Consider the following 25,132-nt stretch of genomic DNA (forward strand, 5'->3'; position numbering starts at 1 on the left):
GCTTTGTATTTATAAATACTATTTAAAATATATTCCTTCAGCTTAGGACTGATAGCCTGAACATGACGCTGAGGCATTTGCCGTAGCGTCTTACGATGCGTCTCCAGCCCTACAATCTGCCGAACATAGTCTCAATACAATTTCGACGTTTGTATTTTTGCTTGTCGTATCTGCGGTTCAGCTATCCATGCTGAAAGCACCGTCCATCATCCGCACAAAAATCCTCATGGCTCCGCAATGCTGCCAGCAGTTGCAGAGTGTTTTGTGTGGCCCATATTCTCGTAATGCATCCCGCCAGCGCAGACCATTCCGATTGGCAAAATGATACCACTCAGCACGCGCGACCTGCCGTGGCTCTTTGACACAAAGAAGCGCAGAGATCCGCCTATTTGTCCGTCCGCCCGTAAAGGTCGCTCATCCTTCAACCTCCCACAAAGCCTGAAACAGCTTTGCCTACTCAAAATATCAATGGGTTCTGAGCCGACGTAATACATGGCTGTCCAACAGGATATTCAAAACTTACGATGATATTGTTGATATCTGCTGTCATGCTGGAACCAACTCATCAAGCGGCCAAGGCGTATTCTATCACTCAGCTTACATAACTAGGCCCATGGGACATAGTTAAAGACAGAATTATTATAATCTGCCTTACCCTAATTTTAATCCGGTAAAAATCTATCCGGTAAAAATGAATCTACCTTGAATATTGTTCCGGATAAGATATGATTAAATTCTTACGTTAACCAAACATAGCGCCAAAACAATATATCTGGAGACTGTCATCAACATGCCGGGGCAATATGTCACTATGACAGCAAAAAAACACATAAACCCATTGGCCAAAATGGTCACTCTTATTGGGGGCGGTATCCTCTTCCACGTTGGTGCTACATCCAGTTACGCGGCAGATACCCTTCCCTCTATCGACACCGGTGATACAGCATGGATGTTGGTCAGCACCGCCCTTGTGCTGATGATGACAATCCCTGGTCTGGCCCTGTTTTATGCGGGCATGGTGCGTAAGAAAAACGTGCTGGCAACGCTTATGCAATCCTTTGCTCTGTGCTGCATTATCTCCATTGTGTGGATGGTAGCTGGATACTCCCTTGCCTTCACTACAGGCACCCCTTGGATTGGCGGCTTTGGCCGCATGTTTCTGAATGGCATTGGCGCCAACATTCACAACGGCGCGGATATTGGTTTCACGCTTGGCGCAGATTCTCCCAACGCCACAACCATGACCATTCCTGAGAGCATCTTCATGATGTTCCAGATGACATTCGCCATCATCACCCCGGCCCTGATCTCTGGTGCATATGCTGAACGCATGAAGTTCAGCGCCATGTGCGTGTTCTCCATCATCTGGTCTCTGATTGTATATGCTCCTATCGCGCATTGGGTCTGGAGCCCTATTGGTTGGCTGGGTGGCCTTGGCACGGCAGATTTCGCTGGTGGTACAGTCGTGCATATCAATGCGGGTGTTGCCGGTTTGGTGTGTGCTCTGGTGCTTGGCCGCCGTAAAGGTTACGGGCAGGATGATCTCTCCCCCTTCAACCTGACATATGCCGTTATTGGCGCTTCTCTACTGTGGGTTGGTTGGTTTGGCTTCAACGCTGGTTCTGCTGTGGGCGCTAATGGGCGCGCAGGTATGGCCATGGCTGCCACCCAGATTGCTGCTGCTGGTGCTGGTGTCTCCTGGATGTTGGTTGAATGGCTGCGCTCCGGCAAACCCACTGTACTGGGTGTCATTTCTGGTGCTGTAGGTGGTCTGGTGGCTATTACGCCGGCTGCTGGCTTTGTTCTGCCGGGTAGCGCCCTGATTATCGGTCTGATTACTGGCGTTGTCTGCTACTGGGGCGCCACATCCCTGAAGCACATGATGGGATATGACGATAGCTTGGATGCCTTTGGCGTGCATGGTGTAGGCGGTATTGTTGGCGCCCTGCTAACTGGCCTGTTCGCTTATGGCCCGCTTTCTGCAACGGATTCAAATCCCTCCGGCATTACGGGTTCTGTGCATCAGCTTATTGTTCAGTCAGAAGCTGTGCTCGTCACCATTGTATGGTGTGCGGTTGTGTCCTTCATCATCCTAAAAGTGGTTGATCTGGTTATCGGCCTACGCGTTACACCGGATGAAGAACTGGAAGGTCTGGATATGTCCCTGCATGGAGAACGCATTAACGACTGATCCTTCTGCAAGCACACTTTAATTCTAGCTTTTATACAAAGCCCTCTCCCAACTATTCGGGAGGGGGGTTTTTGTTTTTCTCATAAAAATATCATCACCCATTCATTTCAACGCCACAGTTTGCGATAATATTTTTTGGGAATAAAAAACGGCATCGGGTCGTTTTTTGATTCGTCCCTTTGCATGAGGTTTTATTTTATGAACTTTTCTGCACGTACTGGCTTGGCTGCGTTACTACTTGGTTGCGCAACTGCTCTTTCCGCTCCTAGCGCCCATGCACTGACGGCTAAGGAATGCCACGCAAAATTCAAAGAAGCCAAAGCGGAAAACACGCTTAACGGCCAGACATTTAAAGCATTTAAGGCTGCCAACTGTGATGCCACCACGGCAGAGGCTGCTCCAGCTGCAGCCAACAAACCGGCAGAAACCACACCAGAAGCTACCAAACCGGCTGCGCCTACTGCTGTAAGTGCTTCTGGTGCAACCTTCCCTTCTGCGGTCGATCCTCAGTATTCCAAGCTCAGCGCGGGTAAGGCCCGTATGAAAACCTGCCTGGATCAGTACCACACCAACAAATCCAGCAATGCCAATGGCAACATGAAATGGATTCAAAAAGGTGGCGGCTATTACAGCGAATGCAACAAGCGCCTGAAAGGCGAATAATCTAAAAGTTTGAGGCAGGAGAAATCATCTTCTGCCTCTCTTTTTTATATTAACGGCGTACCTGCTGTGCTGGCATCACATACAGCGTATGTGTGCGGTAAGATATCCAGACACGATGCGCGGCAAACCAATCTGATCCTAAAAGCATATCTACAGTATCATGCACGGGGGCAACTGTAAGAACCGGAGATTTTTCCTGTTCCTGCCCAATCTGAAACAAATGAAACTTATGCCAGTGATAAATCTGCTGGTGCCCATCTACTCCGGTTGTCATCCCACCCGGATCAGCCGCCAAGGCTTGGCGGGAAACACCAATACGCTCAGCCGCACCAATTGAGACAATGCGAGATCGCGCCCCACTATCCACCAGTGCCTTAAGCTTTGTGCCGTCTAGTGTAACTTCCGCCACCACCCGCTGGCCTGCTGCCTGTAACGGCACTGCCCGATAAATGTAACGCCATCCTTCTGGGCCATTGCAATCTGCTGAAGTGGCAGACCAGAAAGACAGCGTCCCGCCCGCCACATTAAATTCCACATCATAGCGAGAGAGCAGATCCCCTCCCATAAGGCCCTCTACTTCAGGCTCAGTTTGTGGAACTGCGGGTAATGTATCTACCGGAATGGAAACAGGCCCAAACTCGACATTCTGCACACGAAAGGATTTTACAATCGCATTGGGTACAATCCGCCCTATTCCCCCAGTGCCCCGCACAACCGTGTGCACGCTTTTATCCCGCTGGGCGGCGAAAAGTGAGGCAGCCTCTGGTGAAATAAGGCTTCCCTCCGAACCTGTATCTACAATCATGCTGACAGCATGCCCATTAACGCTTACAGGAATGTTTAGAAAACCCTGATCATTCCGTAACGCGACACGCGCTACCAGTTTATGGCACCAATCTGCCGCATAAGCTGAAGAAATACCACCAAACGGCACACTGGCCCCGCCACCTATTATTAAGGCGCAAGCAACTATTTGGCGTTTCATGCCAGCTCCCGCGCAAAACGGTCTGTCGCATTCAGCAACGCCGTTAAAATACCGGGCTCGAACAACGCATGGCCTGCGGCGTCAATCAATTGGAAATCGGCTTCCGGCCATGCTTTATGCAAATCCCACGCTGTGCGTACTGGCGTTGCCATATCGTAGCGCCCTTGCACAATCACTGTAGGAATATGGCGAATACGCCCTACATCCTGAATAAGCTGGCCCTCTTCCAACCAGCCCCCATGCACGAAGTAATGGTTTTCAATACGAGAGAAAGCCAGCGCGTAATCAGCCTCATCATGCTGCGTTTCCATTTCCGGGCACGGCAACAAGGTTAATGTGCGCCCTTCCCACAAGCTCCAAGCCCGAGCAGCTTCCAAACGAACGGCAGGATTATCTGATGTCAGACGCTTGCGGTATGCAGCCATCATGTCCCCCCGCTCTGCGGGCGGAATAGGTGCTAGAAAATCTTCCCACTTATCGGGGAAAAGCCAAGAGGCGCCTTCCTGATAATACCACAGCAATTCGGCACGCCGCAGGGTAAAGATACCGCGCAGCATCAGCGCAGTTACGCGGTTCGGATGTGTTTCGGCATAAGCCAGTGCAAGCGTAGAACCCCATGAGCCACCAAATACAGCCCATTTTTCTATCCCGCACATTTCTCTCAGACGCTCAATATCCGCAACCAGATGCCACGTTGTGTTTGCTTCCAACGAAGCATGAGGAAGCGAACGGCCACATCCACGCTGATCAAACAGCACAATACGGTAACGCGCCGGGTCAAACAGCCGCCGTTGAGAAGGTGAGCAACCCCCACCTGGGCCACCATGCAAAAATACAACCGGCACACCATCGGGGTTGCCACACTGCTCCCAATAAATCTGATGCCCTTCCCCCGTATCCAGATAACCATGAGCATAGGGTTCGATTTCGGGCCACGGTGCACGCAACGCCTGTATCATGCCGGTGTGTTCCTTATTTTGCATTCTGGGCTCATTGTGCACGCGGATGCGCCTGCGTCCAGACATCCAGCAAGCGGGCCTCATCTGCCAGTGTGTAACGCTGTGTGGTGGAAAGGCTGGCATGCCCAAGCAATTCCTGAATAACACGCAAATCTGCCCCGCCTTCCATCAGATGGGTTGCAAAAGAATGGCGCAAAGCATGCGGCGTTACGTAATCTGGCAAGCCAGAAAGATGCCGCCATTCTCGCATGGCTTTTTGGGCTATGGCGGGCTGGAGCCGCTTGCCTCTTATCCCTACAAAAAGCGGTGCATCTGGGGTTGGGGCTGGGTGGCGCCCGCGCCATGCTTCCAGCGCTTGCTGCACAACAGGCAGCACCGGCACAAGCCGTTCCTTGCCGCCTTTACCCAAAATACGCAGCACGTTACTGCTGCGCATTACGTCCAGATCTGCAATATTCAGGTTCAAGGCCTCGGAAATACGCAAACCGCATCCATATAAAAGTAGAAACAAAGCCGCATCTCGCTGCTGTTCCATGGGCGTATGCGCCAGATCAGAAATATCTTCTGGAGCCGCCAAGGCCTGATCTTTAGCCAAAGGCCGCGGCAGAGGCTTTTTGGTGCGCGGTGTGCTGAGCAACTGGATAGCCGGGTTTTCCACCCCTTGCCTGCGGGCCAGATACTTAAAGAAAGACCGCACAGCAGAAACACGGCGTGCACGTGTGCGGGTAGCCTGATCTGATGATGTTTTGCGGGCTGTTGGTTTACTGGCCTCGGCTTGCTCATAAGCCAGCCATGCACGAAAATCCCGCAAGCTGATTAAACCCAAGCCGACCATATCTGGCAAACCATCCAGATGGGTGGTCATAAACCCTAAAAAACGGGCCAGATCGCCTTGGTAAGCTTCAATTGTCAGGGGAGATGCCTGCTTTTCTACAGCCATCCACTCCAGAAATTTCTGAACAGCTTCTTCAGCAGTCATGATCTTCCTCTATCGGGCAGAAAGCTTTGTACGCTTTTTCTCCCCTGTTCTTTCCCTGTAGGCAGCATTACAACCGAATCCTGATGGCGCAGAAACCTTTTTCCCATATACCTTTGCAGGATTCTGGCAACTTAACGGCCAGCACTTCTGGCACTACACGCATTTCCGTGCTGCTCCCCATGCCTTTTGCTGGGCCTTTTGATTACCGCGCACCAGTAGATATGGATCTGCAACCCGGTGATATCGTTGTCGCCCCCCTGGGTAAGCGGCAGGAAACCGGCGTGGTGTGGGATACAACATCTTCGCTCCCTGCCGATCTGGCCCCACCGGCCACAGAAAAAAAGGTAGATGCGGCCCGCCTGCGTCCGGTTGTCTGTCGGCTGGATCTGCCTCCACTATCCGCTGAATTGCGCCAATTCATAGATTGGGTTGCTGCTTACACCCTCACCCCTCCGGGTATGGTGCTGGCCATGACCTTACGGCTGCATATGCGGGCAGCCCCTACCCCTACTATGGGGTGGGCTTTGGCAGAAAATCCTGATTTGGAGGCTTTACGCCTTACGCCTGCACGCCAAAAAGTGTTGGACCTTCTTGCTGATGGGAACCATCGCACCACCACAGATATTACCAATGCCACAGGTGTAAGTGCTGGTGTAGTGAAGGGACTTGCCAATACAGGCGTGCTGCGCCCTGTTTCCTTGGGGCCAGAACGCCCGTTTGGCCACCCCGATGCGCATTATAACCCGCCTATCCTAGAAGGTGAGCAACAGAGCGCAGCTATGGCTCTGCGCCAAACTGTTACGGAAAACCGTTTTTCCGTAACCCTGCTGGAAGGGGTGACTGGCTCTGGTAAAACAGAAATCTATCTGGAAGCCATTGCAGCCTGTCTGGAACAGGGCAAACAAGCCCTTATTCTTCTGCCCGAAATTGCACTTTCCGCCCAATGGATGGAACGTTTTTCCCGCCGCTTTGGTGTGCAACCTGCTGTATGGCACTCCGAAATTGGGCAACGCGCACGTAGGCTCACCTGGCTTGGCGCAGCAGATGGCTCTGCCTCTGTGATAGTCGGCGCTCGTTCTGCTTTATTTCTGCCCTTCCATAACCTCGGCCTGATTATTGTAGATGAAGAGCACGAAGCCCTGTTCAAGCAGGAAGAAGGCGTTATCTACAATGCCCGCGATATGGCCGTAGTGCGAGGGCGGCTGGCACGTTTTCCGGTTGTTGTGGTTTCCGCCACGCCTAGCTTGGAAACACTGGCAAATGTAGAAGCTGGCCGGTATCGGCATCTGGTTCTACCCACCCGGCACGGAGGAGCAGAACTGCCAGAAACCCGCGTGCTGGATTTGCGCGACCATCCCCCACCCAGAGGGCTTTTTCTCTCACCCGAGCTGGTGGAAGATATTGGCGCCACGCTGGAACGGCAGGAGCAGGTTATGCTGTTTCTCAACCGGCGCGGCTATGCTCCCCTTACCCTTTGCCGATCCTGCGGGCACCGTATGGAGTGCCCGCATTGCACGGCATGGCTGGTGGAACACCGCAACCGCAAGGTGCTCTCCTGCCATTATTGCGATCATACAGAACCTATGCCCCCCGCATGCCCGCAATGTGGATCAGACCACAGCCTGACCGCCATAGGCCCCGGTATTGAGCGGATTACGGAAGAAGCCCGACAGTTGTTCCCCGATGCGCGCTTGCTGGTGATGTCTAGCGATACGCTTGGAGGCCCAGCCGCCACAGCGGAAGCCGTGGCCAAAATCTCGCGCCGGGAAGTGGATCTGATTATCGGAACACAGATTGTTGCCAAAGGATGGCACTTTCCGCACCTCACTCTTGTTGGGGTAGTGGATGCAGACCTTGGGCTTGGTGGGGCAGACCTACGGGCTGGGGAACGCACCATTCAGCTTTTGCATCAGGTGGCGGGGCGAGCAGGCCGTGCATCCTCACCCGGTCGGGTTATTCTGCAAAGCTATACACCAGAACACCCGGTAATGCAGGCGCTGCTTTCGGGGGATTTTGATGCCTTTATGCAGCAAGAAGCTGCACAGCGTAAGCCGGGTTTTTGGCCCCCTTACGGGCGGTTGGCTGCCTTAATTGTAAGTGCAGATACACCTGTTGCCGCAGATGAAGCCGCAGCCCAACTGGGCCGCACCGCCCCTTATGGAGAAGGCATACAGGTGCTTGGCCCTGCCCCAGCCCCGCTGGCTGTATTACGCGGGCGGCACCGTAGGCGGCTGCTATTGCGCACGCACCGCAATATTGCGGTACAGCCTATCCTGCGCCGCTGGCTAGGCATGGTAAATCTGGCCAGAAACGCCAAAGTGGACGTGGATATAGACCCCGTTTCTTTTCTCTAACGTTTCTGAGCGCTTCGCCTAAAAAAGCTTACTTTTTTGCTGTTGCGGTATCGTTTGCAGGCTTAGCGGTGCTTGTCAGCACTGTGGAAATTGTGCTGCGCAGCACCATAACACGCACGTTTGGCGCGATTTCCACTTCCACTTCTTCCGAATCATCCTTGGAACGCTGCACAATACCCACAACGCCACCTGCCGTTACAATCCGGTCTCCACGGCGGAGGGCCTTCAGTTCTGCTTTAAGCTGCTTTTGCTGCTTTTGCTGAGGGCGGATGAGCAAAAAATACATAATCACAAAAACGGCCACAAACGGCAGGAAGGACATCAGGCTAGAGCCCCCACCGGCACCTCCGACACTCTGGGCATAGGCGGCGGGAATAAGGAAATTGGACATCAAGCAGACTTTCCTGAAAGGCGTGTTGCGAAAACAGAGAAAGTGACCATAATTTTCAATCCTCGTGCGTCAAGCACCTGCGCGGATGAAAACGCCTTCCGCCCGTATTTTATAACCAATATCGGCGACAAACAGGATAGATACCCAGATGGACACACCAACACTCCCTGTTCTGGAACGCATTGCCTCTGCTCTGGAGCGGCTTTCTCCTCCCCCCGCCACGCTGGAAGGCGTGGATAAAGCCGATGCCTTTGTCTGGCTGCCAGAACGTGGGCGCCTTCTGCCTGTTCCGCATGTTGCACACGTACCGGTTGATCTGCTGTGCGGGGTGGATCTGCAACGCAAGATCCTGATTGAAAATACAGAGCACTTTGCCCGTGGCCTACCTGCCAACAACGCCATGCTCTGGGGTGCGCGCGGCATGGGCAAATCCTCACTGGTGAAAGGCGCGCATGCCTTGGCCAATCAGGTTGATGGCAAACCGTGCGCCCCCGGCAAGGGCGCTATTGCTCTGATTGAAATCCAGCGTGAAGATCTGGCAACCCTGCCACTGCTGCTCAGCCTGCTGCGGGAAAACCTGCGCCGCTTTATTCTGTTCTGCGATGATCTGTCCTTTGAAAAGGAAGACCGGGATTACAAGGCTCTTAAATCTGTTCTGGATGGTGGTATTGCCGGGCGGCCAGAAAATGTTCTGTTCTATGCAACCTCCAACCGCCGCCACCTGATGCCGCGCGATATGATTGAAAATGAACGCGCAACCGCTATTAATCCCTCCGAAGCAACAGAAGAAAAAGTCTCGCTTTCAGACCGGTTTGGCCTGTGGCTTGGTTTTTATGCTTGTGAACAGGATACGTTTGCAGACATGGTGCGGAGCTATGCGCGTGAACGTAATCTGACCATTGATGATGAGAACCTGATGGCCCGTGCCAATGAGTGGGCGATTACACGCGGAAGCCGCTCTGGACGGGTAGCTTTCCAGTTTATTGAGGACCTGACGGCAGAGCTTACAGAACATTAATTTCTGTCAGCTATGCGCTCCTGTCTTGCTTCTTGCGTCACGATGAGTTGAGATAGCATTCGCAACAGCGGCATCAAAACGGCGCCGCACAGGTATTCTTTGTGATTTGAGGCGAAATGGATCAGACCGCTCAGACCGATTCCTCCACCCCTGCACTGGCTGTTGAAGCCAGAAAGGGTAAAATAGATCTGCGGCGCGTCAGATCCAATCCAGACTACTGGTACCCTGTTGCATGGTCGCGGGAGCTAAAACCCGGCAAAACCATTGGCACGCGTTATGCTGGCATGCCTATTGCCTTGGTGCGCCCGGATGAAGGCCCTGTATTTGCGCTGGAAGACCGCTGCGCCCACCGGCAGGTGCCGCTTAGCAAAGGCACGGTGGAAGGTGCCTCGGTTAAATGCTGCTATCATGGCTGGGCCTATGGCCGCTCTGGCCGGTGCATTGATGTGCCTTATCTGGGCAAAGGCAAGCTTCCTAACGGGGTGCGTACATTCCCCTGCCGGGAACAGGACGGCATGATCTTTGTTTTCCCCGGTGATCCGGAAAAAGCAGACACCGTGCCCCTGCCTACACATTTGGCACGCGCCAGCAACCCAGCTTACAAAACCCGCTACTTTGGCACCACCATTGGTTGCCACTACAGCTTCATGCATGAAAATCTGATGGATATGAATCATCAGTTCATGCACTCCAAACAAATGGGGCAGATGAAACCCCGTTTTCTGGGCCAAAAGCGTGAGCCAAAGCTAGTGGAAGCCCGTTATAGCTTTGCCCGCACTGGCGGCAAACAGCCTTTTGGTGAAGCGCTGATTTTTGGTGAACGCCGCGATTCTTCGGAAAAATTCCAGCATCGCGATGTCATGACCATTCGTACGGAATATCCGTATCAAACCTTGCGTATCCAAACCGGAGATGAAGACCCGGTAATGGATTTGTGGATTGTTTATGTACCGCAAAGCGCAGATGAGCTGACCAACCGCACCTTTGGCCTGCTGTCCGTTAAACGGCCTAAAATAGGTGGGTTGCTGGATATTGCATGGCCTTTCCTTGTTGCCTTTACCAACCGCATTTTTGCCGAAGACCGTGAGATTGTGGAACTGGAGCAAAATGCATGGCGCGAACTGGGCGGTGACCACAACGTAGAGGTTTTTCCCGTTATTAACGCCCTGCGTGAACTTCTGACCGAATGCGGTATTCCCCCAGAACCAGCGCAAACACCTCAACCCAATGCCTGATACTGCCCCGACCGAACTGGAAGCCCCACCCTATCACCTGCGCCCACTTTGCGCGCAGGATGCTCCTGCCCTCCATCATCTGGTGAATGATTGGGAAGTGGTGCGGATGCTCAGCCGCCTGCCTTTTCCCTACCCGCGTGAACTGGCCGATAGCTGGATAGCTTCCACGCAGCAGATGCAGCAAAAGGGTGAAGGATATCATTTTGCCATTCTGGATAAGGATGGCACTTTTATTGGTTGTATTGGCTTGGGTATTCAAACCCCAGCCAATTCTGCACGCATTGGGGTGCTGGGCTATTGGATTGGCCGCCCCTATTGGGGGCAAGGCATTGCAACATGTGCAGCAGCACGCATCACCAGTTGGGCGCTGGCGCATCTGGAAATTTCCTGCATCCGCGCAAATGTAGCGGTTGATAATATTGCCTCTGCCCGCGTGCTGGAGCACATCGGTTTTCAGCAAATCGGAACAGACAAACAAGTTTTTGCCTCCCGCGGCAGCGAACAACCTATGCTGGTTTTTGAAACCACGCGCCATATGCAGGATGCACGCCGCGGCTCTGCATCCGCCACCACATCATCAGCCCCCAAAAAGCTGGTTCTGGTTTCCGCCGCAGCACTTATTGATACACAAGGCCATATTTTGCTTGCCCGCCGTCCGGAAGGAAAAAGCATGGCGGGCCTGTGGGAATTTCCGGGTGGCAAAATAGAAGCAGGCGAAACACCAGAAGCCGCTTTGGTGCGCGAACTGCATGAAGAGCTGGGGCTTGATATGTCCCGCGCCTGTTTGGCGCCGTTTACCTTTGCATCCCATTCTTACCCGACATTTAATTTGCTCATGCCGCTTTATGTGTGTCGGCGCTGGCAAGGTACACCTATCCCTAAGGAAGGGCAGAAACTGGCATGGGTTGCGCCGCAAGACCTGCGCAAATACCCTATGCCCGAAGCAGATCTACCGTTTATTCCGCTGCTTCAGGCTTTGCTTTAAACATTCAGGAATAGATTGGGCCTTCTCTATTGGCCCTCTGTAATGCCTACTCCCGGCTATACAAATCCTGCACACGCACAATATCGTCCTCCCCCAGATAGGGGCCAGACTGCACTTCTATCAGCGTAAGGGGGATACGGCCGGGGTTTTCAAGGCGGTGCAACATACCCAGCGGCAAGTAAACGCTTTCATTTTCCCGTACGAGAATTTCCTCATCTCCTCGGGTTACAAGAGCTGTGCCTTCCACCACCACCCAGTGCTCCGAGCGATGGAAATGCTTTTGCAAGGAAAGTTTCTGCGCCGGGTTCACCACAATACGCTTAACCTGAAAACGATCCCCTTGGGTAAGACCCTCGTAAAACCCCCACGGCCTATATGTGCGCGCATGGTGCGTTGCCTCTGTGCGGCCTTCTGATTTCAGACGCTCAACAATGTTTTTAACATCCTGCGCCCGATCCTTCCGGGCAACCATAACGGCATCCTGCGTTACCACAATGGTCAGATTTTCAACACCAAGCGCAACGGTTAGGGTGCCATCTGTACGGATGTAGGAATCATGCACATCCTCCAGCATCACATTGCCATAAACTGCGTTGGCGTTTTTGTCTTTCGTGCTGAGTTCCCACAGGGAATCCCAGCTTCCGATATCGGACCACCCAAAATCGGCGGGCACCACAGCCGCTTTATCCGTGCGTTCCGCAACTGCATAATCCACTGAAATATCAGGAGATTTTTTAAAACTTTCCACGTCCAGACGTTCAAAATCCATATCTGTCTGGCGTTTTTCTACAGCTTGGCGCACGCATTCGTATAATTCGGGTTCGTATTTTTGAAGCTCATGCAAAAACGTGCACGCACGGGCAACAAACATGCCCGAATTCCACAAATACTTGCCACTCTCTAAAAAATGGTGCGCTGTTTGCGCATCCGGCTTTTCAACAAACCGAGCTACACGGCACACGCCAGAAAGGCCGGAAAGAGGCGCTCCTTCCTCTATATATCCATACCCTGTTTCCGGACGGGAGGGCTTCATGCCAAACGTGACGACATATCCGGCTTGGGCTGCCTGAACAGCACTTTCCAGCGCCTTATACAAACACTGCGTATCCGTTATAGCGGCATCTGCCGCCATAACCCACAACACGGCATTCGGGTCTTTTTCCGCTGCCAAAAAAGCAGCCGCCGCAATGGCTGGGGCAGAATTACGGCCAACAGGTTCTAGCACAATACGAGCATCTTGCACGCCCACATCCCGCAGTTGTTCTGCTATAATAAAACGGTGCTCGGCATTGCAGATCACAACCGGCCCGCACAATTTGGCGGCTACGCCACGCAGAGCTGTTTCCTGTAACAAGGTTTTTTCTGTCAGCAATGGCCAAAACTGTTTGGGATAACTTCCGCGAGAAACTGGCCACAGACGGCTGCCTGAACCACCAGAAAGAATAACAGGCACAACCTCCTGCCCATTGGCTACATGCACAGAAGTGGCTGTTTCTTTCTTAGCGGACATGCATAAATCCATCAGATTTTTGAAATATTCGTCCAAGTTAAATCACCGCAAGCCTGTTTTGTGAAGGCTGCATGCACAGAACTTGACGATAGCGGATATCCGGGCTTACCCTGCTTGCCAGCAAGGTGTTGAGCCCTGCCCTCGTGATTTGTAAGGCCGGCTTGCGGCGAGGTAAAAGAAACGCGCTAAAGAGGCTCTGACACGGCATTTAGCCGGCTGTCATGGTTTCCACGGTCAATTTAAGAGATTGAGCTGCTTTGGCAGGCACATATGGGCCTGTCTGCTGCTTGGTCTGACACGCCAGAACCGGATACAAAGACCCATGAGTGACAACAAGATTGCATTTTCTGAAGCGTGGCGCCCCGCAACCCGTCAGCTCCATGCTGGTGTGGAACGCACGGAATATGGTGAAACCAGTGAAGCCGTGTTTCTGACCTCCGGCTTTGTTTACGATAATGCCGAACAAGCTGCCCGCACCTTCCGTGGTGAGGAAGACCACTATCAGTATAGCCGCTTTGGCAACCCTACAGTTGCAGCTTTGGAACGCCGGCTGGCAGATCTGGAAGGCGCAGAAGCCTGCGTAGCAACGGCTACTGGCATGGGTGCTGTATCCTCCGCCCTGCTAAGCCACGTTAAAGCCGGGGACCGAGTGGTAGCTTCTCGCGCACTGTTTGGCTCCTGCCACTGGATTGTTGCCAACCTTCTGCCCCGTTATGGCGTAGAAACCGTTTTTGTAGATGGCTGTAATCTGGACGAATGGGCAAAGGCACTTTCCAAGCCCACCGCCGCCGTACTGCTGGAAAGCCCATCCAACCCCATGCTTGATATTCTGGATATCCAAGCCATTTCAGATCTCGCCCACAAGGCAGGCGCGATTGTGGTGGTGGATAACGTGTTTGCTTCCCCTGTTTTCCAAAAGCCTCTCCAGTTGGGCGCGGATGTTGTTGTCTATTCCTGCACCAAGCATATTGATGGCCAAGGCCGCGTGCTCGGCGGTGCCGTGCTTGGCCGGAAAGACTGGATTACAGAAACACTTCAGCCTTTTACCCGTAATACGGGCAACGCGCTTTCTCCTTTCAACGCATGGGTCATGCTCAAGGGGCTGGAAACACTTTCCCTGCGCGTCAACGCCATGGCAGCCAATGCCGCAGCCGTTGCTGATTATCTGGCATCTGCCCCCGGTATTGTAAGCGTGCGCTATCCGGGCCGGGCCGATCATCCGCAGTATGAACTGGCTAAACGCCAGATGAGCGGCAGCGGAAGCCTGATTGCCTTTGAAGTAAAGGGCGGCCAGAAAGGCGCGTTTGCGTTCATGGATGCCTTGAAGCTGATTGCCATTTCCAACAATCTTGGAGATGCACGCTCTCTGGTCACACACCCTGCCACAACCACACATTCCAAAGTGGGTGCAGAAGACCGCGCAGTGTTGGGCATTACGGATGGCGCCATTCGCTTTTCCGTTGGGCTGGAAGACAGCGCAGATCTGATAGATGATCTCGCCCGCGGTGTTGCTGCCCTTCAGGCTCTTTAAACAATACCAGCATTTTCCCTCCCCTCCGCCGTAACAGGATCGGGAGGGAGAATGCTTGGCATAACAGATGGGTTCGTGATAGGTGCAACCACCATCCCGTACCATAAACAGGATATTCCATGCCCGACTGGGCCACTTCTCCCCTTTTGCAAGATCCAGAAGAAGCCATGAACGAGCTATTCTCCTCACTGCCCGTCTATGAGGCCGTTACGGAGCATGTGCGCGTACAGGTACAGGTGTTCTGGCTGCCAGATCAATCCGAACCAGATGAGCATTCCTACTGCTGGGCCTATCGTATCCGTATTGGCAATGATGGTACCCAGCCTGTGCAACTTCTGGAACGTACATGGCACATTACGGATACAGCCGGGCACACAGAATATGTGCACGGTTCTGGCGTAGTGGGAGAACTGCCGGTTATTCAGCCCGGTGCGCTTTATGAATATACCTCCGGGGCATCCCTTACCACGCCGGGCGGATTTATGAGCGGACACTACCTGATGCAGGATAAAAGCAGCGGCAGACGGTTTGATGTCAGCATTCCTGCTTTTAGCTTGGACAGTCCTTTTCTGCTCCGCCAGATTCACTAATCCGCCCCATTCATATCCCTATTTTTTCTGGAGTGTGGCATGAGCGTGCCTCCGTCTGATACATCTAAGCGCCCAACACAAGCAGAAGCAGAACAGGCTGTACGCACCCTGTTGCGCTGGGCTGGCGATAATCCGGATCGTGAAGGCCTGCACGATACCCCCGCCCGTGTTGCCCGCGCTTACACCGAATTTTTCTGCGGGTATGAAATTGACCCCGCAGCCCTGTTACGCCGCACCTTTTCCGAAGTGGAAGGGTATGATGAAATTGTGCTGCTGCGTGATATTCGCTTTGAAAGCCACTGCGAGCATCATTTAGCCCCCATTATTGGGCGGGCACATGTTGCCTATCTGCCGCGCCAGCGCGTTGTAGGTATTTCCAAACTGGCACGCGTGGTGGATGCCTATGCCAAGCGTCTGCAAATTCAGGAACGGCTCACGGCACAGATCGCCAATACCATCAATGATGAATTGGAACCGCACGGGGTTGCCGTTATTATTGAATCTGCCCACGAATGCATGACAACACGCGGTGTGCATAAACCCGGTGTTTCCATGGTAACCAGTACTATGCTGGGCGTTTTTCGGGAAAATTCAGACACACGGCGTGAACTCATGGCAATGCTGAACCGCCCAGCCGTCTGCGAATACTAAAAAAGACTTCTCTCCCACTATAAAATAGATGGGAGAGAAAAGACTTTGGGCCTTAAATACTTACGTTTGCACCCAGTACCTTAAGAAACTGAGCCAGCCACGCTGGGTGCGCGGGCCATGCGGGCGCTGTTACAAGCTCCCCATCCGTTACGGCTTCCGTTACCGGAATATCAGCGTAAGTGCCGCCAGCCAGTTCCACATCTGGGCGGCAGGCTGGGTAAGCTGAAACTTCACGCCCCTTGATAATACCCGCAGCGGCTAAAAGCTGTGCCCCATGGCAAATTGCGGCAATAGGCCTATCGGAAAACGCTTTTACAATTTCCAATACCCGCGCATTCAGACGCAGATATTCAGGCGCACGCCCACCAGGAATAATCAGCCCCAGATATTCATCCGTATCAATGGCATCAAAGTCTGCATTGAGCACAAAAGCATGGCCGGGCTTTTCGCTATATGTCTGCGCACCTTCAAAATCATGAATGGCCGTCAGCACCTTATCGCCCGCTTTTTTGCCGGGGCAGACCACGTCCACCTTATACCCCACCATCAGCAGGGCCTGATAAGGCACCATAATTTCATAGTCTTCTACGTAATCACCTGCCAGCATCAGCAGTTTGACATCATCAGTCATGATGACCGTTCCCTTTCAAGCCTTCGCGCAAACGCGGCATCAACTCCACAAAGTTACAAGGGCGGTGGCGGCTATCAAGCTGGAAAACCAGAATGTCATCCCACCCATCCTTCACAGCCCCCGTAGAACCTGGCAGCGCAAACAGATACGTGCCACCAGCCACACCAGCCAACGCACGAGACTGAATGGTGGATGTACCGATCTTGCGATAAGACAGCATACGGAACAGCTCGCCAAAGCCTTCAATGCGTTTTTCCAACACGCTTTCAAAAGCCTCTGGTGTCACATCACGGCCAGTTACGCCTGTGCCGCCATTTGTAATAACAACATCCACCTGCGGATCAGCAATCCATTTGCGCAGTTGTGTGGCTATCTTGTCTGCATCGTCCGAGATAATGGCCCGATCAGCCAGCACATGGCCCGCACCTTCAAGCCGCGCAACAAGCGCTGCCCCAGAGGTATCTGTTTCTAGCGTGCGCGAATCCGAAACGGTAAGCACTGCAATACGAACAGGAAGAAACGGCAGGTTGGTATCGATTTTAGACATTGAGAGAATCTTATCTCCATAATTCTGATGCAGAACTGCACCATATGGCCGTAATAATGGCCTATTTTTATATAAAAAATCCATTAAACTGCACAACAGCGTCTACAATCGCATAAAAATTGCTTTAGAAAACGGGAACCGCAGTATCCCGAAACCCAAGGCCACACTTTTTTCTGCTGAAATATGAGGTGGCCGAAAGAAATAAAAATCAAGGGAACATGATTAAACGCCTTCACCTCCATTTTCCTTTTCGCGCTTTATGGCTGACCTGCCTGCTTATTCTGTCTTTTTTTGTTGTTTTACCTGCGCATGCACAGTTGCTGACAGGTGGAAACAGCGCCGTGGGCCTTTGGCCCAGCTTGCAGGTAGATAACGAAGCCGATCAGGTAGAAGATCCCGGCCCGCTTTTTTCTGCACCCTATGGCAAGGATCATTTTTTTGGAAACTGGTGGGGCGCGCAGCCTTGGCTGCTCAACCACGGCATTCATATTCTGGCAGATGTGCATGAAGAACTTGCAGGCAACTTTAGGGGCGGCCGCAGAAAAGGTGTGGATAATGCCGGACAGGTGGGTGTGGAGCTTGATGTAGACTGGGGCAAACTCACCAATGCCGACATCATGAAAGGGTTCTGGACCCACATGATGGTGGTAAACGGGCATGGCCGTAACCTGAGCACAGATTACATTGGGGATTCACTCGGCGGCGTGCAGCAGATTTATGGTGCACGTGGTAACGTGGTGGCCCATCTTGTTTACCTGTATGGTGAACATGCTTTTCTGCACAACCATATCGATATCAGCGCTGGCTGGATTCCGGTTGGCAGCTTTTTTGCCGCCTCCCCGCTGTTTTGTATGTACATGAACGTTGCCATGTGCGGGAACCCAGCCCCCACCAAATACACAGAAGGCGCACGAGACTGGCCGTCTGGTAACCTCGGCTTTGTTGCGCGCGTTATGCCCACAAAACAAACCTATATTATGGCAGGCCTGTTTGCTGTTTCCCCCCATGCTTATAACGGCGGCATTTCTGGCTGGGCTTGGGCGCAGGATGGGTTGGGCAAGTTTTCCTCCCCAGTTGAAATTGGCTGGCTGCCTTCTTTCGGGCGCAACCATCTGGTGGGCCACTATAAGGCTGGGTTTGGCTACGATAACTCCAAATACAAAAATCTGCTGAATGACGTAAACGGCAATGCATGGGTGCAAACCGGCGCACAACCGCAATACGAGGCAGGCCGCGCAAGTGCATGGTTTATGGCTGACCAGATGCTGATGCGGAATGGTGATGGCCCAACCAATGGCCTAATCGCACTGGCCGGTTGGATGTGGTCTGATGGTAAAACCACAGCCATGTCTCACCACGTATGGGCCGGTATGACAGAAACTGGCGCAGCATGGGGCCGCCCCAATGATAGCGTTGGCGCCATGTTCCAGTGGATGACTATGAGCCGCGCCTCTGTTCTGCAACAGGAAGCTGCATTAGCTGCTGGCGTGCCCTTCCCCGATAACCAGTGGGGCAAGGTGTGGGGTATTCAAACCCACGAAAACATCTACGAAGTGTTTTATAACGCACACGTTGCCAATGGCATGTCTTTGCAGCCGGACTTCCAGTATATCAACCGCCCCGGTGGTTCCACCGTGTTCCATGATGCTGCCGTTATGGCCCTTCAGTTCAACGTGGTGATGTAAAACTTTCTTGCGGGCGCAGGCTTAACATCCTGCCCCGCAATGGCGCGAACAGTTCCGCATGGCATGTGAGAATAAGAATCTGAAAGCGCTTTGCGGCTTCTGCCAGCACATCAAACAAACGTTCCAGCCGCATTGAATCTGCAAAACTCAGCGCATCATCCAGCACCAAAATAGCTGGAACACCGCGTGCATGCAGCATTTCAGCAAACCCCAAACGCACCAGAACAGCTATCTGCTCGCGCGTGCCATCAGAAAGATCTGCCACATCTTCCCGCTGAGTGCGCGAAAGGGCAGCTACTCCAAAATCTGCATTCATTTCCAGTGCAGCGCCAGGAAACAGAGCTGAAAATGCAGGCTGCATGGTTTTCACCAGCGGCCCCATATAGCGTGCTGTTTGCTCCTGCTCCGCCTTGCTTAAAACCTGATCCAGCAAAACAAGGGCAGATCTATCTCGCGTGCAGGCGGCCTCTTCCATATTCAAGCGCTGCTGGTGCCGGTCTGCCTCTGCTATGCGCTCATCCAGCCCTTCACCTTCCGCGCCACGCACACGGGTTTCGCGTTCACGTATATCTTCACGCAGCCGGGCTATGGTTTCGCCATCCGTTTTCTGGGCCTGTTCACGCCGTTGAATACCACTTTCCACTAGGCTAAGAGGCTGTTCTTTCTGGCGTGCCTGCTCACAATGCTCCAAGGCGGCTTGTGCTGCTTGCTGCTCCTGCTGGCAGGCCTGCTTGCGTTGGACTAATGCTGCATCGGGCTCACGCTCCTGCCAGAGCGCCAGTTCACGCTGCACACGGGCTAGCCCGGATACCTGCTGCTGTTGTGCCGCACTGGCTTTATCCAACGCCGTTTTGGCTGTTATCAACACCTGTTGCGCATCACGCTCTTTTTCTCGCGCTTGATCTACCGCTACGGCTGCATCCTGCTCCTGCTGCACGGCTTCATCTGGCTGACAATTAAGATCACATTCCTCAGCACTTCCGATCTGGCTGGCCAGATTTTGCGCCAAGGCCTGTTTTTTCTGTGTGCATGCTGCTTCTTCTCTAGCCAGAACCTGCCGCAATTCCAACAGAACCTGATCAGGGGATGCGCTCTTTTTATTGGGCACTGTAGCAGCAAAAACGGCCTTAGCTTCCTTAAACTGACGTTCCGCCAAGCAGCGCTTTTCGTAATGTTGCTCGGCTTCTTCTGCATTTTGGCAACCAGCCTGTTGCAAAATATCTGCTAATGCTGCTTGGGCTGTCTGAAGAGCCTGCTGCAATTCAACCGTATTTCCCCCAACCGAAGGGGTAATAATAAACCGGCCAATACCTTCAATCTGAAGTTCAGCAGGAGCATGCAGCAGGCTTTTACCAGATGCGCAGACTTGACCATTTAACAGAACATGTTGGGAAGCTTGCGGCAGCAAATCCATTTCCAGCACAGTGGCTTGCGCTTGCAACTGTTGTTCCAGCGTTGCCACTTTCTGGGCGGCTTTACGCACGCGCTGGATTTTGGCTTCGTCCATAGGCAACGCATCAAAAACGGCCTGCGCCTGTTCTATTTGGACAAAAGTTTCCTGCACATGCTTTAGGTTTTCACGCTGGCGCAAAAGTGCTGCTTCCATGTGCAGCACTTCGCGCTGCTGCATGCCATGATGCAAAACAGCACGCCGCACCTGATGGCGCTGTACTGCCTTAAGGCATTCAGCCTGAGCAGCCTGATACCGCAAATTGGCAACTTTTTCGTGTTCTGCCAGTTCTGCAAGATCTTGTTTACTGTCCGAAATGAGTTGCTCTAACCGCGCGCATTCGGCCCGGTGCTCTTGCCGCCGTTCCTCTTCATCTCGAATATTCTGCAACTGCTGCACTGCTGCGGCTTTTCTGGCCTGCGCGGCTTTTTCCTCTGCGTCCAAGTTTCGCAGGCGGTCTCGTACGGCCCGCAGTTTATGTAGTTCTTGTTCTTCCTGTTTTTGCCGTTCTGGGTTTTCCTGCTCACGTAACATACGGCGTGTTTGTTCTAGTAAAACCAGATCTTCTTCCAGCGCAGCACGCTTGGCATGCAGGCTTTTCAACGTTTCTGCTGCTTTGGCCTGATCTTCCAGAAGCTGCTTATAACGCCCTGTGGGTTTTCCTGTAGTGGCGGTTTGTAACTGCCCCAACCGGGCCTTTACACGCTCCAGCATAGCCCCCGCTGTAGCAATACCGGTAACTTCCTGAATACCTTGTTCCAAACAGTTCTGAATACTGGAGCGGCCTGCATTGTTCAGAACGGGTGCAGCAAAACTTTCCCCTTGGCGTACTAAAAGAGCATTCCACAAACCTGTTGCTTCGCTTTTGCCGTTTTTCTCCAACTCCAGCAGAGCATTCAGGCGTTCTTCTGCTGTATCCCCATCAAAACGCTCCTGCCCCAGATTAAGACGCGCAAACGCGCCCTTCATGAAGCGTTTTTCCAACCAGCAGGACTGACCACTCCATTCAAACCCGACGCCAATATGGGGCGCACCGCCGCCATAGGGCTGCATGTCTTTTACAGATTGGGCTTTGGAACCATGGCGTAGGGTTAGTGCTGCCCGTAGAGCCATCAACAATGTAGATTTACCGGCCTCATTCGGGGCGACCAGCACATTCAGCCCATCGCCCAACCCTTCCAGACGCACTGGTGATGTAAACCGACGCACACATTCAAGCTGGATATCTGTTAGAATCATGCTGCGGCACCTTCTACTTCGTGCCAGAACAGGAACAGCCTTTGCAGGGCCTCCCTTGCCACGGCACCTTCCTCCCCCCCCCGCTCAACCATTTGTAGCAGTTCTTGGGCAGCCACCTTTACCGTTGCTGAGGCTTCAAGCCGCTCCATATCCTGTGCGCCTGCAACCAGTTGGGGAGCGCCGGTTATACGTAAACACGCCACCGCACTTTGTAAGCGCGAGAGAATAACACTTTCGTATTTACGCAAATCATCCACACCCAGCAGGCCAGAAACTTCCAGCCATGCCATAACAACACTAGGATTATCCGGATTTATACTTCTTACACGGGCTTCCAATGCTTCAATATCTTCACCATTGGTCAGCACAATATCTTCCAGTTTGCGCCAGAGATACTTACCCGTTCGATGCCGAGAAATAACAGGTTGAGCACATGGACCATCTACTGACACAACCAGCGTTTCTCCGCCGCCTGCGCCACCTGTTACAAAACGGTCTGTTTCCGGGGTGCCAGAATAACAGGTGTGCGCATCAATCTGGCAAAAGCCGTGCCAATCTCCCAACCCCAGATAGGCAAGCCCAGCCTGCTTTGCCCGATCCAGCGCAATAGGGTTATGCTCGGCTTCCTGTCCATTACTAAACCCGACAACAGATCCATGCGCCAATCCAATGCGCAAGGCTTCTGGCGGGGTGGCCGCATCATTCATATAATCGGTGAGATCAGAAAGCGTATGCCGCCGCTTGAGCACAGCAGGCAGCAACCACGCATTATATGTTTTATCTATTTCCACCGCTTGTGGGCATGTATGCAGATGCACATTGTCTGGCACCGCATCTTCACGCCTTAAACGTGCCCACACACCCTCTGCCGTATCCGCATCATGGTTACCGGGAATAAGATGCCACTGCACATCGGGAAACTGCCGCATCCGCTCCATGGGTTGATGCAATGTGCGTCTTTCTGGTGTTTCGTGCTCATAAATATCGCCCGCCACCAATACGCAGGTCACCCCTTCCTGCCGCGCCAAAGCGCCAATCGTGCGCACAACATCTACACGCGCGGCCTGTAACGCACCCAGTGTATCATCATCTGCAAAACTAAATGTCTTGCCGATCTGCCAATCTGATGTGTGGATAAATTTCATGAATTCTGGCGCACTCCATCACGCAACTGGCAGAAAAATTTCACTTTTCCATGACATACCCAGATCGTGAGCAGCCATCCCTTAACCTCACTTCATCTTATCATTAGGTTAGATATAATTCACACCCTCGCCATCTGGCCTGACCCGCGTTAAGCGCAACCCCCCTCATCACTCATGGCATCACGCCAAAGATTATATTTTATTTTAAGAAGCATGCTGATACTGCGAGATTCGCTCTCACCCACCTTGTCTGGCCGGAAATGGCATGCCCCCTAATATGAAGCAAAGAGGTTAAAGACAGAGCAGACATGACAACAGAAACACCGGCAGCATTCCGTATGGGATCTTGGAAGACACTGTTTCTTCCCCTGCCACGCAGCATCTTCGCACATGGCTGGTTTCTGTTTTGTCTGCGCACGTGGCTGTCTGCTGTTCTGGCGCTTGCCACAGCTTTCTGGCTCCAGCTTTCCTCCCCCGGTTCTGCTGCTGTTACTGTTATGATCTTGGCGCAGCCCACACGTGGGCAGGTGCTCTCCAAAGCCCTTTACCGGCTGGCTGGCACAATTATTGGGGCATTTGTCGCGCTGTTTTTAACCGCCTGCTTTAATCAAGAACGTGGGGTTTTTCTGGGCGGCGTGGCGCTATGGCTAACGTTATGCACCATTATGGGCACATTGGAGCGAGACTTCCGTGCCTATGCAGCCATGCTTTCTGGCTACACCGTAGCCATTGTGGGCATTAGCTGTATTGATAACCCGGCTTCTATTTTTGATGTCACCGTTAACCGTGTGTCGGCCATTGTCGTTGGCATTGCAGCCACCGCTGCCATTAACGATGTATTTGGGTCTCCCACCGCGTTTGAAAAACTGGCAGCCAATCTGCGCCGCACGGGTGAAATGGTGCAACGTATTGCGCGTGATGCCATAGCAGGCCACGGCGTACCAGATGACATGACATGCGCGGGGCTGGCTGGCGAAATTATTGCCCTGACATCTCAGGTTTCCTTTGCCAAAACCGAGCTTGCTGATGCCAAGCTGCGCCTTGCAGGTGCGCGCTCCGCCATGGTGGCCTTGCTGGAAATGCTAACCTGTAGCCGTGCCATTGCCAATGTGCTGCGCCGGGGCAACATCTCTGGCCCCATACTCAAACATATTCGCACATCATTTGGAGATGGCACTCCGGTAGAATCTCCCCTTCAAGCTGTGCATGATCTGGAAGATCTGGCCAAGGAAGCCCACGCAGAGGAAGCATCTCTTGGCCCAACGCTGGATGAAGCGTGGCTGATTGAACGTTCCATGGCGCTTCTGTCCGATGCGCGTTGGGCAGCAGATGGCATAGATGCGCTCCAACATGGGCAACGTGCTCGCACACAGGCGCCAGAACTCAAGATTGATCAGCATCATGATGTTATTGCGGCCCTACTCAATGGCTTGCGCACCCTGATTGGATTTTCCGTTGCGGCCGGGCTGTGCATTATCTCTGATATTCCCGCCACTTACAGCGCGCTGTCTCAGGTTGCCATTATCCTCACCTTGGCCGCCACCACTTACAATGCGCGCGGTTTTGGTATGGGTGCCCTTATAGGTACGCCTTTGGCTATTGCCGTGGCCGCAGTGCTGAACTTTGGAGTGCTGCCCCACGGTGCAGACATGCCTTTTCTGGCAATGGCTATTCTCCCCATTATCTTTGGCGGTTGCTTACTGCTGATGAACCCCAAAACAGCCACTATCGGGTTTAACGCGGGTGTCTTTTTCTTTGTGATTTTGGGAGTGGCGAACCAACAGAACTATGAACCCTCTGCGTTTATAGACCGCAACGTGTTGTACCTGTTTGCAGCCATTATTATCTTTATCTCACTGGTGCTGTTGTTGCCCCCTTCTGCCACAGGTAGGCGCTTCCGAGTTGGCATTACCATCGGGCACGATTTGCTGCTTCAGTTTGAAGGGCATGGCGAACAAGCCGGTTCCGCCCTTATCAGCCGCCATTATGATCGGCTCTGCCGCATTCTGGAATGGAACCGCTACCTGCCTAACAACAAGGCAAAACAGCGCGTTTTCTCCCGCCTTGCCAGTTTAGATGAACTGAACGTGGAACTGGCCCGCGCACGCCGCCATTTGCAACGCGCCGCCACTATTCCCGCCATTCGGCTGGATGCGGAATCCGCCTACCGCGCCACCATTATCTACAACGTGGATTCAGCACTTTACCGCATGAAGCGCAAAGCCCGCGTTCTGCTTGATCACTCCATCAACCTGCCACATGGCCAGATGGCTACAGCCCTTGCTGCCGTATCCGCCATGGTTGGCGCCATACATTTGCTGGAACACAACCGTTCCGCTTTGCATCTGTATGATCTTGTTCCTGTGCCAGATCAGCAATGGAAGGCCCGCTAA

The 25,132-nt window shown here is 53.0% G+C and carries 20 protein-coding genes, 2 pseudogenes and 1 riboswitch; of the genes and pseudogenes, 12 read left to right on the forward strand and 10 right to left on the reverse strand.

What is annotated here, in order from left to right; genetic code table 11:
- Nucleotides 1-198 precede the first annotated feature (198 nt).
- Nucleotides 199-418 (reverse strand): annotated as a pseudogene (locus WG31_RS16065) (IS5/IS1182 family transposase); the annotation flags it as partial.
- Between the two features lie 7 nt (nt 419-425).
- Here WG31_RS16065 and WG31_RS16070 point away from each other — a divergent pair.
- The 3 genes and pseudogenes from WG31_RS16070 to WG31_RS09565 all read left to right on the forward strand — a co-directional run.
- Nucleotides 426-609, forward strand: a pseudogene (locus tag WG31_RS16070) (IS630 family transposase); the annotation flags it as partial.
- Between the two features lie 238 nt (nt 610-847).
- On the forward strand, nt 848-2,191 hold the full coding sequence (locus WG31_RS09560) for an ammonium transporter (protein ID WP_063354945.1): 1,344 nt from the start codon (nt 848-850) through the stop codon (nt 2,189-2,191).
- 135 nt (nt 2,192-2,326) lie between these two features.
- Complete coding sequence (locus WG31_RS09565) at nt 2,327-2,854, forward strand: hypothetical protein (RefSeq protein WP_006116427.1); 528 nt, start codon at nt 2,327-2,329, stop codon at nt 2,852-2,854.
- Between the two features lie 49 nt (nt 2,855-2,903).
- Here WG31_RS09565 and WG31_RS09570 read toward each other — a convergent pair whose 3' ends face one another.
- The 3 genes from WG31_RS09570 to WG31_RS09580 are packed head-to-tail and all read right to left on the reverse strand — an operon-like array spanning nt 2,904 to nt 5,777.
- Nucleotides 2,904-3,839, reverse strand: a complete 936-nt coding sequence (locus tag WG31_RS09570; protein WP_063354379.1) for a retroviral-like aspartic protease family protein — start codon at nt 3,837-3,839, stop codon at nt 2,904-2,906.
- On the reverse strand, nt 3,836-4,822 hold the full coding sequence (gene pip, locus WG31_RS09575) for a prolyl aminopeptidase (protein ID WP_063354380.1): 987 nt from the start codon (nt 4,820-4,822) through the stop codon (nt 3,836-3,838). The genes WG31_RS09570 and pip overlap by 4 nt, the downstream gene beginning before the upstream one ends.
- A 7-nt stretch (nt 4,823-4,829) precedes the next feature.
- Nucleotides 4,830-5,777: a tyrosine recombinase XerC gene (locus WG31_RS09580; RefSeq protein ID WP_063354381.1), complete on the reverse strand. Its 948-nt coding sequence runs from the start codon at nt 5,775-5,777 to the stop codon at nt 4,830-4,832.
- An 83-nt stretch (nt 5,778-5,860) separates the two neighbouring features.
- Between WG31_RS09580 and WG31_RS09585 the strand changes: the two genes are divergently transcribed.
- On the forward strand, nt 5,861-8,131 hold the full coding sequence (locus WG31_RS09585) for a primosomal protein N' (RefSeq protein WP_063354382.1): 2,271 nt from the start codon (nt 5,861-5,863) through the stop codon (nt 8,129-8,131).
- Between the two features lie 28 nt (nt 8,132-8,159).
- Here WG31_RS09585 and yajC read toward each other — a convergent pair whose 3' ends face one another.
- Nucleotides 8,160-8,525, reverse strand: a complete 366-nt coding sequence (gene yajC, locus WG31_RS09590) for a preprotein translocase subunit YajC (RefSeq protein WP_209439341.1) — start codon at nt 8,523-8,525, stop codon at nt 8,160-8,162.
- A 145-nt stretch (nt 8,526-8,670) separates the two neighbouring features.
- Here yajC and WG31_RS09595 point away from each other — a divergent pair, with 145 nt between their 5' ends.
- The 3 genes from WG31_RS09595 to mutT all read left to right on the forward strand — a co-directional run bounded on the left by WG31_RS09595 (nt 8,671) and on the right by mutT (nt 11,760).
- Complete coding sequence (locus WG31_RS09595) at nt 8,671-9,540, forward strand: ATP-binding protein (RefSeq protein ID WP_063354384.1); 870 nt, start codon at nt 8,671-8,673, stop codon at nt 9,538-9,540.
- A 116-nt stretch (nt 9,541-9,656) separates the two neighbouring features.
- On the forward strand, nt 9,657-10,775 hold the full coding sequence (locus WG31_RS09600) for an aromatic ring-hydroxylating oxygenase subunit alpha (RefSeq protein ID WP_063354385.1): 1,119 nt from the start codon (nt 9,657-9,659) through the stop codon (nt 10,773-10,775).
- The gene (mutT, locus tag WG31_RS16190) at nt 10,768-11,760 is read left to right on the forward strand and encodes an 8-oxo-dGTP diphosphatase MutT (RefSeq protein WP_063354386.1); all 993 of its coding nucleotides are present in this window, start codon (nt 10,768-10,770) and stop codon (nt 11,758-11,760) included. Before WG31_RS09600 ends, mutT begins: the two co-directional genes overlap by 8 nt.
- Nucleotides 11,761-11,806: 46 nt before the next feature.
- On the opposite strand, the gene WG31_RS09610 is transcribed toward mutT, so the two are convergent.
- Nucleotides 11,807-13,306 carry a mannose-1-phosphate guanylyltransferase/mannose-6-phosphate isomerase gene (locus WG31_RS09610; RefSeq protein WP_082823185.1) on the reverse strand — a complete coding sequence of 500 codons (1,500 nt, stop codon included), beginning with the start codon at nt 13,304-13,306 and terminating at the stop codon, nt 11,807-11,809.
- 94 nt (nt 13,307-13,400) lie between these two features.
- Nucleotides 13,401-13,480, forward strand: a riboswitch (SAM riboswitch).
- Between the two features lie 112 nt (nt 13,481-13,592).
- Between WG31_RS09610 and metZ the strand changes: the two genes are divergently transcribed.
- The 3 genes from metZ (at nt 13,593) to folE (ending at nt 16,042) form a co-directional block, all read left to right on the forward strand.
- On the forward strand, nt 13,593-14,801 hold the full coding sequence (gene metZ / locus WG31_RS09615; protein ID WP_063354388.1) for an O-succinylhomoserine sulfhydrylase: 1,209 nt from the start codon (nt 13,593-13,595) through the stop codon (nt 14,799-14,801).
- A gap of 119 nt (nt 14,802-14,920) precedes the next feature.
- Complete coding sequence (gene apaG, locus WG31_RS09620) at nt 14,921-15,391, forward strand: Co2+/Mg2+ efflux protein ApaG (RefSeq protein WP_006116417.1); 471 nt, start codon at nt 14,921-14,923, stop codon at nt 15,389-15,391.
- A gap of 39 nt (nt 15,392-15,430) precedes the next feature.
- On the forward strand, nt 15,431-16,042 hold the full coding sequence (folE, locus tag WG31_RS09625) for a GTP cyclohydrolase I FolE (protein WP_006116416.1): 612 nt from the start codon (nt 15,431-15,433) through the stop codon (nt 16,040-16,042).
- 52 nt (nt 16,043-16,094) lie between these two features.
- Here folE and WG31_RS09630 read toward each other — a convergent pair whose 3' ends face one another.
- Nucleotides 16,095-16,673, reverse strand: a complete 579-nt coding sequence (locus tag WG31_RS09630; RefSeq protein WP_006116415.1) for a DJ-1/PfpI family protein — start codon at nt 16,671-16,673, stop codon at nt 16,095-16,097.
- A complete protein-coding gene (gene moaB, locus WG31_RS09635; protein WP_193562055.1) occupies nt 16,666-17,304 on the reverse strand; it encodes a molybdenum cofactor biosynthesis protein B in 639 nt (212 codons plus the stop codon). The genes WG31_RS09630 and moaB overlap by 8 nt, the downstream gene beginning before the upstream one ends.
- Nucleotides 17,305-17,438: 134 nt before the next feature.
- Here moaB and WG31_RS09640 point away from each other — a divergent pair, with 134 nt between their 5' ends.
- On the forward strand, nt 17,439-18,905 hold the full coding sequence (locus WG31_RS09640; RefSeq protein WP_063354390.1) for a carbohydrate porin: 1,467 nt from the start codon (nt 17,439-17,441) through the stop codon (nt 18,903-18,905).
- Here WG31_RS09640 and WG31_RS09645 read toward each other — a convergent pair.
- On the reverse strand, nt 18,889-21,594 hold the full coding sequence (locus WG31_RS09645) for an AAA family ATPase (RefSeq protein WP_063354391.1): 2,706 nt from the start codon (nt 21,592-21,594) through the stop codon (nt 18,889-18,891). The genes WG31_RS09640 and WG31_RS09645 overlap by 17 nt on opposite strands.
- Entirely contained in the window at nt 21,591-22,739 is a 1,149-nt protein-coding gene (locus WG31_RS09650) for a metallophosphoesterase family protein (RefSeq protein WP_063354392.1), read from the reverse strand. The genes WG31_RS09645 and WG31_RS09650 overlap by 4 nt, the downstream gene beginning before the upstream one ends.
- Nucleotides 22,740-23,047: 308 nt before the next feature.
- Here WG31_RS09650 and WG31_RS09655 point away from each other — a divergent pair, with 308 nt between their 5' ends.
- Nucleotides 23,048-25,132 (forward strand): FUSC family protein, encoded by a 2,085-nt coding sequence (locus tag WG31_RS09655; RefSeq protein ID WP_063354393.1) that lies wholly within the window; start codon nt 23,048-23,050, stop codon nt 25,130-25,132.

The sequence above is a fragment of the Acetobacter oryzifermentans genome (assembly GCF_001628715.1).
GTDB lineage: Bacteria > Pseudomonadota > Alphaproteobacteria > Acetobacterales > Acetobacteraceae > Acetobacter > Acetobacter oryzifermentans.

Excerpts from the sequence above, each read along its gene's own strand:
- WG31_RS09655 (WP_063354393.1), top strand. The coding sequence starts at position 23,048 with ATGACAACAGAAACACCGGCAGCATTCCGTATGGGATCTTGGAAGACA.
- WG31_RS09570 (WP_063354379.1), bottom strand. The coding sequence starts at position 3,839 with ATGAAACGCCAAATAGTTGCTTGCGCCTTAATAATAGGTGGCGGGGCC.
- WG31_RS09640 (WP_063354390.1), top strand. The coding sequence starts at position 17,439 with ATGATTAAACGCCTTCACCTCCATTTTCCTTTTCGCGCTTTATGGCTG.
- metZ (WP_063354388.1), top strand. The coding sequence starts at position 13,593 with ATGAGTGACAACAAGATTGCATTTTCTGAAGCGTGGCGCCCCGCAACC.
- WG31_RS09595 (WP_063354384.1), top strand. The coding sequence starts at position 8,671 with ATGGACACACCAACACTCCCTGTTCTGGAACGCATTGCCTCTGCTCTG.
- WG31_RS09600 (WP_063354385.1), top strand. The coding sequence starts at position 9,657 with ATGGATCAGACCGCTCAGACCGATTCCTCCACCCCTGCACTGGCTGTT.
- WG31_RS09580 (WP_063354381.1), bottom strand. The coding sequence starts at position 5,777 with ATGACTGCTGAAGAAGCTGTTCAGAAATTTCTGGAGTGGATGGCTGTA.
- pip (WP_063354380.1), bottom strand. The coding sequence starts at position 4,822 with ATGCAAAATAAGGAACACACCGGCATGATACAGGCGTTGCGTGCACCG.
- mutT (WP_063354386.1), top strand. The coding sequence starts at position 10,768 with ATGCCTGATACTGCCCCGACCGAACTGGAAGCCCCACCCTATCACCTG.
- folE (WP_006116416.1), top strand. The coding sequence starts at position 15,431 with ATGAGCGTGCCTCCGTCTGATACATCTAAGCGCCCAACACAAGCAGAA.
- WG31_RS09645 (WP_063354391.1), bottom strand. The coding sequence starts at position 21,594 with ATGATTCTAACAGATATCCAGCTTGAATGTGTGCGTCGGTTTACATCA.
- WG31_RS09585 (WP_063354382.1), top strand. The coding sequence starts at position 5,861 with ATGGCGCAGAAACCTTTTTCCCATATACCTTTGCAGGATTCTGGCAAC.
- WG31_RS09650 (WP_063354392.1), bottom strand. The coding sequence starts at position 22,739 with ATGAAATTTATCCACACATCAGATTGGCAGATCGGCAAGACATTTAGT.
- moaB (WP_193562055.1), bottom strand. The coding sequence starts at position 17,304 with ATGGATTTTTTATATAAAAATAGGCCATTATTACGGCCATATGGTGCA.
- WG31_RS09560 (WP_063354945.1), top strand. The coding sequence starts at position 848 with ATGGTCACTCTTATTGGGGGCGGTATCCTCTTCCACGTTGGTGCTACA.
- WG31_RS09630 (WP_006116415.1), bottom strand. The coding sequence starts at position 16,673 with ATGACTGATGATGTCAAACTGCTGATGCTGGCAGGTGATTACGTAGAA.
- apaG (WP_006116417.1), top strand. The coding sequence starts at position 14,921 with ATGCCCGACTGGGCCACTTCTCCCCTTTTGCAAGATCCAGAAGAAGCC.